Consider the following 16,584-nt stretch of genomic DNA (forward strand, 5'->3'; position numbering starts at 1 on the left):
CAAGGAAATGCGGATTGAAGTCAAATCTACTGCTTAATTCCGAAAAGACGAAGGTCTACTGTGGCAGAGCCAGCCGCTGTTGCATTTGACTGCACTTTTAAATTTGAATAGTAGAAGTCACCTGACGGCTTAGAGCCCGTCAATGCTTTGAACTCAATGGTAACTAAACAACTAGAGCCTGGAGTCAAAGTCTGCCCCGAACACATATCTGTCTTCAGTGCCCACATCGTTGCAGATCCGACACCCGCAGGATTCAATAAATCAGCCAGCAACTGAATTGAAAGCTGACCCGATACGACATTACCGTCATTTTTAACATAGAACGAGCGCTCGGTATCTATGGTAGCAAGCCCATAGTCAAACGAGGCCCCCGAAGTATATAGGTTCCCTGCAGGATGATCATAGATATTAATGGCTGGCCCAGCACTAGAGACGTTAATTGAAATATTCGCATCCGCAAATCCTGCTAGACTCGCATTAAGTGAGGTTGTTTGCGCAGAACCTTGTTTGAAGTAAAAAACTTGCGAGGTAGATGAACCCGCATTAATCGTAACTTGTCCTCCACTAAGCGCATTTAGGCAGCCAAAGTCGGAATACAACTGCCCAGCACTTGGAGCTGTTTGCAATAATACTGTCTGAGCCGAGGCCAAATTAGAGTAGTGACCATAGCTATCCTTACTTCTTACAGTCATAGCGGTAGAACACATTCCAGTTCGAATTGCCGAAATTGCAGAGCCAACTTCAAGTGTATTCGGAGTTCCTGGAACTATTGTCGTAGAGGCTGTTGCCGAGAATGGCCCCGTTATATTAATTGTATAAGAACCAACAACGGTGCTTCGGTAGTAAAATGTCGCCGAGCTACCTGAAGTCAAAATATTGAAACTGGAAATTGCAGATGAACACCCTGAATCAGAGAAGAAGTTCAGATTTGTCCCTGAAAGATTAAAGGTTGAGTTACTAGACGGTTTAGCAAGGTTGCTATAAGCGTCGCGTCCCTCAAGATAGACCGCAGAAGAACAAGCCCCCGCAGGCAATGCACTTTGTACACCACCAGCAACGACCGCCAACGAATTCATCGCTGCTGAATTTAAATTATGAATTTGTTGAATAGTAGTAAATCCAGATGTCGCTGCAGATACAGTATAAGCGTTAGCTTTTAAAGCTTTATAATAGAAAGAGCCCGAACTCGCACCAGCCGAAATATTTATGGACGTAATTTGGGATGTACATCCAACATCTGAATAGAACAATAAACCGTCAGAACTTGGTGTAACCGTTGGTAGAGCCGAAAGATTGATAGTTTTCGATGCAGCAAGAATCGAAGGATTGCCAAATGAATCGCGAGTCTGAATCGTTACTTGCGCAGAGCATGTCCCCACAGTCGTGCTGAATCCAGAAGAGACAAATGCAATTGCAGTTGCTGCCCCTGAACTAATAGTAATTGTCTGAGAGCCATTGCCTAAAACACTATCCGCATCGGAGGCTCTGAGAATGGCAGTACCACTTGTATTTGATTTAACATAAACAGGAGAAGCGCTTGCGGAACCTGAAGGAATCACCAGACTCGAAACATTCGTACTACATGCGGCATCTGAATAAATAGATAGCGTTCCAGAGATAACAGCTAAGTTGACATTTGTATTAGCACCTCTGGCGACGGCATTTCCATTGGCATCTTGAGTCTGCACGATTACGGATGAACACTGCGCGGAAGGTATTGTCTGAGTCGGAGTACTCATGCCCAACTTGCTAATTGCTAATGGATTAACAGTTTGAGATTGATTCACCGAGGAAAATCCAGTCATTCCTACCGTTAAATTCGCACTTCCTGCAGACAATTTTTTGAAATAGAAGCTTGCAGTATGCGCACCAGCAGAAATATTAATCGTACTAATAGTATTTGTACAAGATGCATCGCTATAGAATGTATAGCCGGCACCGGATAATATGAAGCTTGATGCACTAGCAACTCCTGATGAATTGCCCAAAAGATCCTGAACTTGCACAGTGACAGGCCCAACAGCGCCGGAACATTGCCCCGAGTTCACCGTCAATGAGGCCGTTGTAAAAGCCAATTTGTTTGGCGCTCCAGCGGCAACCACTTCTGTCTGATCAGCAAAAGTGATTCCAGGAGCAGAAATTCGCAAAGTCGCAGATCCCGAAAGATTCGATTTAAAGTAGGCATTAAATGAATTTCCTGAAGACACGTTTTGATTTGAAATCGCATTTGTACAACCCGAATCCGAGTAAACAGACGAAGTAATTCCAGATAGTTGGTATGTCACCAAAGTCGATGCACCTACATCCGAGGCATTTCCGAAGGAGTCCTGGAATTGCATATTAAGTAATCCGCAATTACCTGCATTAAGACTTAATGGACTATTAATAAAAGCTAATTTTTCAATTGAAGCGCTGTTTATCGTTTGATTTTGATTCGCGGCCGTCAATGAACCACCTGCAATCGACAAATTCTTAACTCCCGAGACCGTGGACTTAAAATATAAAGTCGCACTGTGAGTGCCATTTGCAATCTGAACAGAAGCAATTGCGGACGAGCACGATGAGTCTGAATAAAACTGTAAATCAGATCCAGTTAAACTTACTGAAGTATTTGAGCCAACGGCTGAAGGATTCGAAAATGTATCTTGGCTTTGAATCGTTACATTCGAAGAACATATTCCAGCAACTACGGTCCTACTTGGGCTCGTAAACGCTAACTTTGCAGGTGTCGCTGGAAGAATCGTTTGCGACTGAAGAGCCTGAGCCAATCCCGACGAGCTAGCAGTAAAATTCGAAGTACCACTTTGAGTAATCATGAAGGAGAATTGTACAGAGCTGCTTCCCGACGCTAAATTAACAGTACTAGATGAACCACCAGAACAATCTAACGAAGAATAGAAGGTCGCTGTCGATCCGGACGACGCTAATGCAATTGTTCTTCCTGATGCTGAAGAAGCAGGATTATCTAAAGCATCTTGAGTTTGAACCGTAGCCACTCGACAATTTCCGGCAACAAAAGTTTGCGATGTCGAAGAGAACACCAATTTAACCGGCGTGCCGGCTGTTGCATTTTCATATTGAATGTCGCCAGCAAGTCCCGTGGCATTGACTTCAACAGGAACGCTTCCTACCTGAGTAGGCTTAAAGTAAAAGCTGCCTGATGTTTGATTGCCAGCCACTGTGATATTCGAGACAGGAACAGTACAGCCGATGTCCGAATAGAAGCTCGCTCCAGTTGAGCTCAAGCTTACGTTTGTCGAAGATATTGTTTTGGTCGCATTTCCAAAAGCGTCTTGGAATCCAAAATCAACCTTACTCGAACACGTTTCAATGACGACACCTGTTTTAGCAGCAGAAGTGAAAACCAGCCTTGAAGGAGCCGCCCCTACTACACTCAGATTTTGAGTTTGTGATGTCAAACCCGCCGCATCTACACCAATCGTAAAGTTGCCAAGACTTGAACCCACTTTCAGGTAAACATTGACTTGACTTGTTCCTGACAGAATCGAAGTTGTTGAAATTTCGTTGCCCACAGAGCAAGAAGAATCCGAGTAGAAGGCAGCGCCTGATGGCGGTGTTAGATTGATTAAATAGTTCTGTCCTGCATTTGTTTCGTAATTATAATCATCGCGGGTCACAACAGTAATAACTGCAGAGCATCCCCCGGCAGGCACACTACGGGCCGGTGTCGAGAATCCCAATTTTGTCGATGCACCAGAAGTAAAGGTCTGAGTCTGCGAGGTATTATCCAAATTTTTGTTATTGGTCACATCGATAGGTCTTGACCCCACTTGATTTGATCCAAAATAGAATTCAGCATATTCTTTATTTTCAGTTAAATTTATCTGATTTCCAGGAATAACGACCGAACATTGTTGATCTGAATAGAATTGAATATTCGAACCAGCAAATGACATTAATACTGAGGATCTTTCTGTCACCTTAGTTTCGTTTCCGTATTGATCAATAACACCAACTTTAGTCATCGGCGAACAACGACCAACAGCAACACTTGCGGGCTCTGTTAAAAACTTGAGCGCACTCATGATCATAGGCTTTATAGTTTGAGTCTGAATTGCTGGAGCCAATGTACCTAATGCATTATCTGCTACTTTTAAATCAAATTCCCCGGCCTGAGTTCGTTTGAAATAAAAGGTTTTATTTTGATCGCCAATATTTAAATTCAAAGTGCTAATACTGGATGTACAGAATCGATCCGAATAGAATGTTGTGTTATCACCTATTAAGCTTAAGGTCGTGTTCGTCGCAGAAGCGCTCTGCGAACCATAAGCGTCTGCAACAATCACTTTTACTCCGTTAGAGCAAACCCCAGCAAAGGTATTAAATGGCAACGTATTGAAGGCTAGCTTCGTAGGTAGTCCAGCAACAATATTCTGATTTTGTTTAGCATCCACAAAATCCAAATTCTTTCCAGTAATTAAAGTTGTACCTTCTTTAAAGCTCATGAAGTAGAAGTCTTTAGAATTTGCTCCTGATGGAATTGTAATTGAAGTTACTTCCGAAGATTTTTTGCAATCACTATCTAAGAAGAAAACCATTCCCGATCCAGATTCGCCCGTTAAGTCGACAACTGTATCAGTCCCAACATTGACTGCATTCCCGCCCAAATCCTGTACTTGCATAGTCAAAGCGCTTGAGCACTCGCCTTTAGGAACTGTCTTTGGAGCAGTCGCAAATCGAAGGAACGCGGCTGCACCACTTAGAATTCTCTGTGTCTGAGGAACTGATTCTAATTGCCGAACTGGCAACGGAGAAATAGTCGCAGAACCTGCCGTAGAATGTCTAAACCAAACTTTTTTGCGGCTTTGATTTGCAGGAATAAATGTCGTTGCAATATTCGTCGAACAAGAATTATCTGAATAAAGTGTAAATCCAGCTGGATATACAAAAGATACTTCGTTTTCAATCTTATCAGACTTTTCATTGCCGTATCTATCTTGAACTTGCAAAACTAAATCTTCAGAACAATCGCCAGCTCTGATTGTTTGTGGATCAGAACCAAAACCGATTTGGTATACCGGACCCGCCCCAATATTGTAGAAAGCACGACCACTAACTCCAAATGCATCGCCGCCAACTTGCCCCAAAGCCGAAGCTTCATTAGGACCTGCCTTGGTCGACTTAAAGTAGTAAGGAGCAGAAATTTCTTTATTAGCCGCAATTGAGACACTACTTACTTCTGTTGCACACGAAGAGTCCGAGTAGAACTTAAGATTAGCTGAAAGCACATCTAAGCGAGTATTATTACCACCATAAATAATTCGCGCTCCCGATGCATCTGAAGTTCTTAACCCTAATTCTAATCTACCGCGATAAACTGGTTCAACTCGTGGATCTATCGAAAAAGTAACATAGCGAGGATCGCCCGAGCAGATTCCAGCTTCAATGGACTCTAGACCTTCCCTAAATGCCACTTTAGCATCTGAAGGAACCGTCGAGCTAACAAGGATATCCGAAGAGGCTCGACCAGGAGAAGTCACTCTCATTCGAACCGGAGCTAGAGTCTTCGATATCATATAATATGTTTTGGTAACGTTAGCTTCGATCGCTGCTTGGGTTGGCGTTCCTGGCAGAGGAACAATGGTCTCGTAAATCGCCGAAGCTCCTGCATCTGAACAATCTGAATTTCGATAAAAGTTAACATACGGACTTGTTAATGGAACTCCCGTTGAGGAATATCCATCAAATGTTGTCACGGTCACCCGGATTGTCTTTTCTGGATCGATGGCAGTTCCCGCGCCAATCTCTTGATGTTGTATCGTAAAGGCGCGGCAAGTATAAGCATTTTCAGACGGAGATGTCGGAAGCCCAGAAAATGCAAGTCGATCAATTGCCGAAGACATAATTAAAGAGGTATTACCTACTGATGATTCCGCAACGATGGCAAACTGTTGCCGACCAAAATTTGTCTTAAAGTAGGCTTTTGAACTTAAACTTTGTCCCGCAGATATTTGAACTGACGTAACTGGAGAAGTACAAGAGGCGTCCGAATAAAAGAAGACTCCAGATTTCGGGAATGAAGATCCGGCAGGAAAGCCATAGATGTCCAACTCTTGAGCCGACAAATTAATGGTTGTATTAGAAGGCACAGCCGAAATATTTCCGTAGGAATCAATAGATCTAAATTCCATAACAGGAGAGCAAGTCCCCAAAATCACGGAATCAAACATCGTAGAGTCCAGGACTAACTTCGTCGGCGCATCTGCAGAAACCCCAATGCTCTTTGAAATATTCGCAAACCTTGAATTTGTACTTTGAGTAACTAAAGATCCTGAGTTTGGAGCAACCGATCCTTTTAAGTAGAAAGACTTTGAGTTTTGTCCAACCGGAATCTTAATTGTATTTAAAGGGGTCGTACAAGTAGCGTCTGAATAAGCCGCCACGTAGAAGATATAATTGTTAATAGGAGGAGGGACCAGAGTAAATGGAATATTCAAGTCAGCCGATTGAACGTCCCAAGGTGCACCGGTGTGATCTTGAATCTGTGCGGTCACAACCTGGCATGAACCAGCCGTCAGCCCAATTGAAGAGTTACCGTTAATTTTCAATTGAAGGTCTTTTACCGAAACTGAAATATCTTCAGAGTTCAAATGTGGCTCTGAAAATCTATACCAAGCATTTGCGGCCGAAGTGGCCTTGATATAGAAGACACCCAGAGAAACAGAACCGCTGGATGAACCGCCATCAACGACAGTCATTGGATTCACCAACGGAGTACTGCAGTTGCTGTCAGAATAAAGCTCTAAATTGGGACTCGAAGTCACAGAAATACTCAGATCATAGGCAAAATTGGGATCGCTATATTTAGCATCAACTGCAGTACAAGCGCCCAAAAGTACAGTACGAGGCATTTCACTTTTATTAGATGGAGCCGCCGAGTCAAAATGCAGGATTTGGTATCCTTGCGAGCCGCCCGCGATCCCATCTGCCGTCAAATTGATTTGATTTAGATTCACCGTCACCGGAAATCCTGACTGTCCAACATACTGAGCAGCTTTGTAGTAGAAGGTTGCAGTACTGCTGCCGTTAGGAATATTTACTTTCTGAACTACAGTCGATGGATCACAATTCGATGAAGTATAGAAATAGGTATACGGAGCCGTTAACTTAACATCAATTCCTCCTGGTTCGCTCACAATCTTTGCGACACCACTGGAATCTTGATATTCAATTGTCGACCCCGGAGAACAGAAGTTATATCCGATCCGGCGAACAGGTGAAGTAAACTCTACTTTATCAATATTAGCATTTGTTACTTCTACAGATTTGTTAGCTGTAAATGGGATATGCGGATTGTGCATACTGATATTAACTACACCAGGAGTCGCCTTCTTTACGTAGAATGCGGTTGTTCCCCCCATCCAGTACGGACTTAAAATCTGGTTGAAACAATCCTTATCTGAATAGAACGTCAGGTCCCCAGCATTAGAACCAAGATTTATCTGTGATGAGCTTCCACCAAGTGGACTCACGTTGCCGTATGTATCAAGGAAATCAATAGCAAATCCTGAAGAACATAAGTTCGTTGGAATCTTTGAGGCAAATCGAGTCAATTCAAACTTAACTGCCGGCGCAGGTTCGATATTCAATAGTTGGCTGGCGGTAGGAAATACAATATCGGGGTCCGCATTTACATCGGTAGCATCCATATGAATATTTACTAAGCCGGATTTTTTCACTTTTACGTAAAAAGAGGACCGCGACTGACCATCTGGAATCGTCACATGATCGATAGCCGCCGAGCATCCCGAATCTGAATAAAAAGCATAAACTCCACTGGCTAGTTCTGCTGGCAACGGCGACGGCGAAAAAGTCAAATCAACCGTCAGGCCACCATCCGGCCCCGTTTCAAATCCCAAGTGGTCTGTCGTCTTAAATTGAATAATTTCAGAACAACTCCCTGCTCTTAAAGATTTGGGCTCGGTGATAAAGGACAGCTTGCTAGCAATAGCTGGGAACACGATAAATGTGTGCAAAGCATTTTCAAGACCGGCATTCGAAGAAATGACTGTATTATCTGCGCCAATCTGAGTTGTTTTCATATAGAAGGCAGGCAAGCTAGAAGAGCCTTGCGGAATCTTTAAAATGCGATCTCTCAGTGGAGGATAGGAAGATATTTCATCAGTACAGCTGGAGTCTCTATAATACTTCGCATTGGCGCTACTAAGTACCAAATCATAATCAACATCGGCCTCTGCAATATTTCCAAAGCGATCACGAAGCTCGGTATTGTATATTCCTAAACAGCTATCAACCTTAAGTACCGGGTTCGAGTCTGCCGGATTTGTTGTAAATACCAACTTCGATGCAGAAGCTGGATTAATTATAAAATCATCTCCATCAGTATCTGCTGTGCCTTCAACATTGGCCGATGCATTAATATGGATAGTACTAGAGACGAATGTTTTAAAATAGAAAGTTGCTGAGCTTTGACCTACACCCAAGGTCAGCTGAGCAGACGGAATTGAATTTGTACAATTTGAATCTGAATAATATGTCACGGTATGGCTTGAAGAAAGAGTAAGCACCGTAGAAGTTGTGACCGGAGAAATATTATTAGAGCTATCTATGGTTTGTACAGTTATCGCAGCCGAACAAGAATTGACCCGAATTGTTTGACCATTTCCGACCATATTCAACTGACTCGGAGCTCGAGGTGTCACATTATGCACAAGTGTATCATCAGCTCCCGTTCTTTTAAACCTGTCTGCATCAACTGAATTTGTTGAGTACACTTCTACTTTTGTCGACGCATTACCGGCGGTGGATCCTGTCTTGAAATAGAAAGAGCCGATTGATTTCCCTGACGTAGGAGTATTCGGATTTACAGTGACTGAATTAATGGAATTTGTGCAGCCTGAATCAGAGTAAAAAAGTACGCCTAAAGTTGGAGTCAAGTCGACGACTACTGGAGAAGTAAGACTTGTTTCATTTCCATTTATATCAAGAATTCTAAACGAGGTTAATGCCGAACATTCGTTTGTTAATAGATTTTGGGAAGCCGTTATAAAATCTAAGGTTGCTCCATAACCAGGGATTATTTCTTGATCTTGGGTCGCATTTGGAGCAAGTCCTGATGCGACTGCCATCATTGTGCTAGTACCTAGGGAAGAACCTTTAAACCAAAATTGTTTACTTGTAGTGCCATTAGCTATTGTAGTCGAGCTAACAGTCGTCGTACAGCTCGAGTCAGAATAGAACGTAAAGTTACTTCCAAGTAAAGTCGCTGCGATATCTGACGTTGCGGCAGTTTCGTTACCATCGGCATCTTGAGATTGTAAAGTAACGGCGCCGGAACACTCACCCGATCTTACCGTCTGCGGACTACTAACCATGGCAAGTTTAGCAGGAACACCAGGCACTACGGTTTGATTTTGCGAGGCCTGAGTCAAACCTGCCGAGGTTCCGACAATTGCAATATTTCCCGACTTTGTTGGCTTAAACCAAAAATGTGTTTGAGTTTGTCCAGATAAAATAGTGGACGAAGTAATAATAGTAGAGCATGAGGAATCTGAATAAAACGTGACGCCATCACCGACCAAGCCTATAGAAGTACTAGATGTCGCCGTCGCTGTGTTCCCAAAAATATCTTTTACACCAATAGATACTTGATCAGAACAGTTCTTTACATCCAGCGTCTGTGCCGAACTTGCAAAATATAATGAATTTGGCGCTGCAGAAAGAATACTAAATACATTGCTCGTCGCCGAAATTAAGCCTGAACTTGTCGCAACTAGAGTATAACCTGTATTTGCAATTTCGATGCTTAAATCTGAAAACGAAGCATTCCCTGCGGAAGCAGTGATACTTAATGTTCCCGAAAGAGTTCCCGTTGCAGGAGTTGCTGCCTTTGCAATATCGATATTACCTGAAAATGAAGTCACTATATTACCAAATTGATCGAGGGCATCGACTCTTACTGCCGGAGCTATCGCATTTCCTGCAATCGTATTTGTGGGCTGTTGATAAAATCCTAATTTATTCACGGCAGCGAAAGTTACAACTTCTGTCTGCATCGCCGAAGTCAAACCTGCCGTGGCGACAGTGATATCATGACTTCCAGCCAAGGTCGTTCGGAAGTAAAACGTTGCCGAATGGGTTCCATTTAATATCTGAATATTTGAAATCGGTGAACTACATCCTGAATCTGAATAGTAAACTACAGAAGCATCAGAACTTAATGTAACAGTCTTATCAGAGCTAACCACAGATGGGTTTCCATTGGCATCCTGAGACTGAATTGAAACAGCTGCCGAGCATGTTCCTGCAACAACTCCAGTTTGTGCAGGACTTATGTAAGCAAGCTTAGACGCCACACCAGGAACTATAGTGACATTTTGAGAACTATTCCAAGGCTGCTCGGAAGCTACCACGCTGAAAGATAATGTATGAGCCTCAGAATCTTTCACGTAAACACTCACGCCTTGTGCATTGTTCGCGATACTAAATTCATAATTAGAACCGTTCTTAGAAATTTCTGTCAGGCAGGAAGAATCTGAATAGATTCTAGTGAAAGCACCCAAGCCACTGGTTTGAATTGTAAGTGAAGCACCCGTACTGTTTGTCGTTCTATTTCCAAACTGATCCTGGACTTCAATTTCTAAAGCCTTGCCTGATCCAGCACAAACTCCAGCCGTTATATTATTCCGAACTGGATTGCCAAAGCCTAACTGACTGCCAACTCCCGGCTGTACGGTCTGTGACTGAGTTGCGCCCGTTAAAACAGGAGCTACAGTACGATCCGCCGAAATATTTATAGCCCCGCTCAAAGTTGGAATGAAGTAAAAGTTTCCAGAGCTGGTACCGTCAGCAATAATTAACTCAGACCCACTCAGTGGAGATGTACATCCAGCATCTGAATAAAATGTCATATTGGTGCCAGTTAGGTTTATGCCTAAATTCCCTGATGCATTTGCTGGATTTCCAAAAGGATCTAACAGGGTAACGGTCGAAGCACCGGAACACTGGCCCGCGATCACAGTCTGAGCCGGCGACGATATTGAAATCTGAGTGGGTCCTGCAGCTACGACATCAAATAGATTTGATACGGCCGCGGTTAAACCTGTCGAGGTCGCCCGAAGAGAATAACCCGTACCAGCTTTTGTAATGTTCACTGTGGCAAACGACGACGTGCCAGCAACAGCACTCGCAGTTTTTGTACCTAATAGTGACACACCACTATTATTTGGATTTGTGGCCTCCATATCGACGGTCACGCTGGCTATGGATCCCGTGATATTGTTAAATTGATCTAAGATATTAACTTTTACTGTGGCAGGCCCTGTTGCGCGAAGAGCCGCCCCCGCAATCGATTGAATTAAACTTGGATCAAAAGCAAGTTTAACAGGTGCCTCTGGATTCACGGTCAGATTTAATGAAGCAGGATAAGTAACATCAAAATGGCGTGCAGTTAATGTTGAATTTCCCTTCACAATATTTTTTAAATAGAAATCTGATTCTTTTGCTGCGGTGATAGTGATATAGGGCTGACTGGGGTGATTTGCATCACCGGCAGAAGTCAAAGGCAACTCATTACCGGCTCCACAACCTGCTGCAGAGTAAAATAAGCTATCAGAACTAGAACCTTCGATAACAATTCTTTGTGAACTTATGTTTGAATCCACAATATTACCAAACTCATCTTGAGCTTGCACAACGATCCGAGTGCAGGCGCCAGCGGTAACAGACAAAGAAGTTATAGAATTCGTTCCATTTGTAAAACCAAAACGATTGAATCCAGCAGGATCTATGGTCTGAGTCGCCGAGTTCGAGACAGCAGGACTAGATACTGAAACTGTTAAATCACGAAGGCCAGAGACTGTGCTGCGGAAGTAAAAGCTTCCCTGCGTATCGCCAGTTCCAATCGAAATTCCAGTAGACGAATTTATGGCCGTCGTACAACTTGCATCAGAATAAAACTGAAAACCGGCCTGTGAAGTATCAAATTTCACCGATGTTGGCGCACCATTTTTCGGGTTTCCGTAAGCGTCTCGAAGCTCGATCGTAACGAGACTCGAGCAATCTCCAGCTGTCAAAGTTTGATTGCCATTACTAATAAATGCAATATTTGCCAACGCCGCAGGCACTATAAGCTCGGTTTGCTCGACATATCCACTTGCGTTGAAGTCGGGGGTCAAGCGAATTAAAATACTTCCAGCGACTGTGCCTTTGGCATAAAAAGACGATGTAAAACTTCCTGACGCCAGAGAAACCGAGCTGATCGAGCTAGAGCAAGCAGCGTCCGAGTAAAACTGAAGACTCGAGGCCCCTGGAGTTCCAACTTGTGAAATCGTCAAAACGGCCGCCGAACTCACCGGAGAATTATTTCCGAATTGATCCCGAGAATTTACAGTTAGTACCGCTGAACATGCACCAGCGGCAGTAGTCCGAGCCGGAGTGGTCAACGCCAAAGATTGGGGCACATCTGGATTGATAGTTTGGTTTTGAGAGGCCTGCGTTAGAGTATCCCCACCAGAAGCTTGAACCAATAGAGACTGAGTTCCTGATACTGTTGCTTTGAAATAGAAGGTGGCTGAATGCGTACCACTAGCAATTGTGACATCGCTGATCGGAGTCGAGCAACTCGAATCGGAGTAGAATGTCATCCCTGTCCCACTTGGCGTGACTGTAGTATTTGAAAGAAGTGCAGCTGTATTTGAATAGATATCTTGGGACTGAACACTCACTTGGCCCGAGCAAGCTCCAGCCACGAGTGTCTGAGACGAGCTTAGATATACAAGTTTTGACGGACTTGCATTGATAACATCAAACGAGGCACTTTCGGAAGTACTGGCATTATAATCAATCCCTAGCGCACTTAATCGCAAAGAATAAGTTCCGACTTTTTGAATATTCAACCCAATGCTTCCTGAATATATCAGCTGTCCACCAACAGCAAAGCTCCAAAATGACTGCACAGGTGGGTCTGGAAAGTACGTCTTAGTCGGTGGATTGGTTGGTGTATTAGGACCAGCAGTCAGGCCCGCCCCACCATACAGAGTTGGGCGGCTAGCAACTGAATAGCTTCCGATATTTACATAGGTCTTTGCTGTTGAAGTACTGGCAGGATTATTAAATCTATCACGCAATTCAGCAGTGAACGGTCCAACAACTGTTTGACCAGCGATCGTAGTCCCTGGTTGTTGCAGAATATGAAATCGATCTGGCGGAGCCGCCTTCATTGCATTGACTTGCGCAACAGTAGATACATGCGGAGAACTTAATCCACCGGCAAACGTGCCAGAAAAAGTTGATTCTGCCGTGGTCGTGTGCTGACCACCACCTGTCGTGGTAGACATAAAGTAGAACTGTGCGCTAGACGATCCTGAAGTGATTTTAAGTGGGTTGACCCCATTATCGATAGCTGTCGCACAGGACGAATCCGCGTATAAGCTACCACTTGATGGAGTCAGCTGAACTATTTGGTCTGCTGACAAAACTGTCGTATTACCAAACTGGTCGGTGGCCCGTAAACCAATTGCCGGAGAGCAAGAGCCCGCTTCAACCTGATTTGGACTTACTAAAGGTGCCGTAGAAAAGGCCAAAGCATACGGCTCATCCGGATCGACGTTGAAGGATTTTGAATTGGTTGTTGAACATCCTCTTAATGTGTCACAATCAATACCACTTGGTTGAACCGTGATCGTATTTGCACCAGATGTCTTAGGTTTGAAATAAAATTGTACCGTCGAACTTGAGTCTGCAATCGAAGCAGGTGCGGCCATAGTACAAGAAGCATCACTAAAAAATTCAACACCACCGGTGCCACTTGGATTTGAACTGTAAGTTATGGCCTTTGCACCACTGACAGCAGAAATATTTCCATAAGCATCTTCAGTTTGAATCACCACTGCTGCTGACGAGCAATAGCCTGCCTTCGTATCTACAGGATTAGCGGTATAGCGATACTTTGTTGCCGGTCCAACAAGAATATTAAAGGCATTACTAGTTATCGCTGGTAATGCTCCAGATGTCGCAGACAGACTGTAACCATTTGCAGCCTTGTAAATTATGATATCGTTGCTTCCCGAAAAAGCAGCAACTCCAGCTGAGGGTGTAACTGTCTTCGCTCCTCCAACAATGGCCCCATCCCCAGGAGGATTATTCTGAATATCAACCGTAATTCCAGTAGAATAACTTGTACAAATATTGCCATAGATATCTTTGGCTGCGACACGAACTGAACTCGCAAATGAAGCACCAGCGAGTGTATTTAGCGCTGGCTGCGTTTCAAATTCAAGATGATCAGGAGTCGTGTGAATCACTGTATTTGCTTGAGAACCAGTAACCGCCGTACTTCCAGCTCCGAAGTCTGCGCTACCCGAAACAGTTATGGTATCTGTTCCACTTTTTGTAGAGCGATAATAGAAGTTGCCGTAATTGGCACCCGATAAAAGTTGAACACTGGTGATCTCATTACCCGCAGTGCAGGATGCGTCTGAATAGAAAACTGTTGCTCCGTCGCTGGCACTTAAGGCTAACGTCGAATCCGCAACAGGAGGAACCGGGTTTCCGTAGATATCGCCAACCTTTATTTCTACTTTAGCCGAACAAAATCCTGCTTCTGTTGTTTGAACTGCTGAAATGAATGAAACACTTTGTGGCGCCGCAGGATTGATTCTATGGTTCTGAGAGACTGCAGTTGCGGCATCCCCAGAAACGACCGAGACCGTTTTTACGATCGGATTTCCAGCGACTATTCCTTTAAAATAAAAACTCACAGTGTTATTGCCCGAGGCGATCGAGACATTTGACACTGAGCTTGCACAAGAACTATCCGAATATATTGAAAGCCCAGTACCTACTACGCTTAATACAGTGGCCTGACTCGCGCGAGCCAAGTTCCCAAACTGGTCTTTACCGATAACATTTACAACTGACGAGCAATCTCCGGCCGTTAAAGTTTGCGACCCCGTTGTAAATTCCAACGTCGATATCGCTGCCCCTAATATGTCAAAAGCGTTACTATATACAGTCGTTAAACCTGGAGCACTGGCCTTCAGGGTGTATCCGACATCTGCTTTTTGAATTGCAATTGCATCAGTTCCGTCAAAGACAGCAACCCCATTTGTTGTTGATTTATTTTTGTTGCCACCCACTATCGTTGCCGTAGCAGATGGATTGTTGCCGATCTCGACAGAAATAGTTTTAATCGATGAGCCTGCTATGTTTCCATATTGATCCAAAAGACTAACTTCTATCGACGGACTTATTGCCACGCCCGCAACAGTATCCGTTGGCTGAGTCTTAAATGCTAATTGAGTGGCAACATTACTTGTAATTGTCTGATTTTGAGTAGCGGCAATAAAGCTGGTTGCAGAAGCCACCAAAGGAATAGAGCCTGCGGTTGTACCTCGGAAGTAAAAAGTCGAATTCGAAGTGCCATTGGCCAAAATGACAGTGGAAACTGCAGACGTTGAACATGCAGAATCAAGATAAAAAGTTAAGCCCGTTCCAGCTAATGAAACAGTCGTATCTGTAGTTACAGCATTTATATTATTAAAAAGATCTCGTGATTGTACGACGACTGCGCCGGAACAAGTACCCGCGACCAAATTGTACGGACTGGTTGTTATAGCCAATTTTCCGGCCGCAGCAGGCAGCACCGTTAAGACCTGGCTGTCTGAATTCATAGCAGATCCTGAAACCGAAAAGGTTTGTGAACCTGCCAAATTAGACGAAACAAAAAATGCACCTGCAGAGTCACCCGAGTTCAAAGAAATCTGCGTAATTGCGCTTGAGCAGCTGGCATCTGAATAAAACTGAACATTTGACGAGACTAAATTCACTGTGGCACTTGATCCAAGTGAGGTCTCGTTTCCAAATGAATCTACGACGTTAAATGTCACCGGTGACGACGAACATTCGTTCGCGTGAATAGTCATTGGCGCACTGTTTATATCGTACCCAGCTGCCGCAGCAGCAATAATCGCAAATGGGTTAGAGATCTCTTGAAGCCCATCATCAGTCGTGAATTTTAAACGATATCCAGTTCCAACCTTATTGACCTTCAAGTCATCAAACGAAATAACGCCAGCAACGGGCGTCTCGGTCAAAGTATTCTGCAACGTTGCGCCGGTAGGATTATTATGGAATGAAACGACAACTGATCGATTCGCCGCTATGTCTATATTGCCGCTTTCATCAAGATAAGTGACTTCGAGCTCAGGACTAAAGACCTGGCCAGCCACGTAAGTCGCAAGGGGCTGCTTGGTGATACTCATTGATTTAGCGGGAATGACTTTTGAGGCCTTACTGCTAGTTGATACATCTAGATTGAAAGAACAGGCATTTAAGATCACAGACAAAAACGCAACGAGGAAAAGACCGAAGGTCCCTCGAATGCGCAAGTCTCTAAAATTAAAAAAGTTCCGAACAATCCAAAACATTTATGTTACACTTCTCGGCTTGAATGTTTCTTAACAACAGCTCCCAATTTATAAACTAGATAATGTAACACTCACATTCCAGCTCGAAACAGTAACACGAGACTAATTCGTTCTTTGGTCTTAGGACTAACGACAGGATGTTTCAAAATAAGGCGATGTTCATTAATTGATAGCA

1 protein-coding gene is annotated in these 16,584 nt (G+C 43.8%); it reads right to left on the bottom strand.

What is annotated here, in order from left to right; genetic code table 11:
• Positions 1 to 26: 26 nt before the first annotated feature.
• Positions 27 to 16,409 carry a beta strand repeat-containing protein gene (locus AC04MN_RS04225; RefSeq protein WP_475381944.1) on the bottom strand — a complete coding sequence of 5,461 codons (16,383 nt, stop codon included), beginning with the start codon at positions 16,407 to 16,409 and terminating at the stop codon, positions 27 to 29.
• Positions 16,410 to 16,584: the final 175 nt, after the last annotated feature.

The sequence above is a fragment of the Bdellovibrio sp. ZFWA1 genome (genome assembly GCF_056175665.1).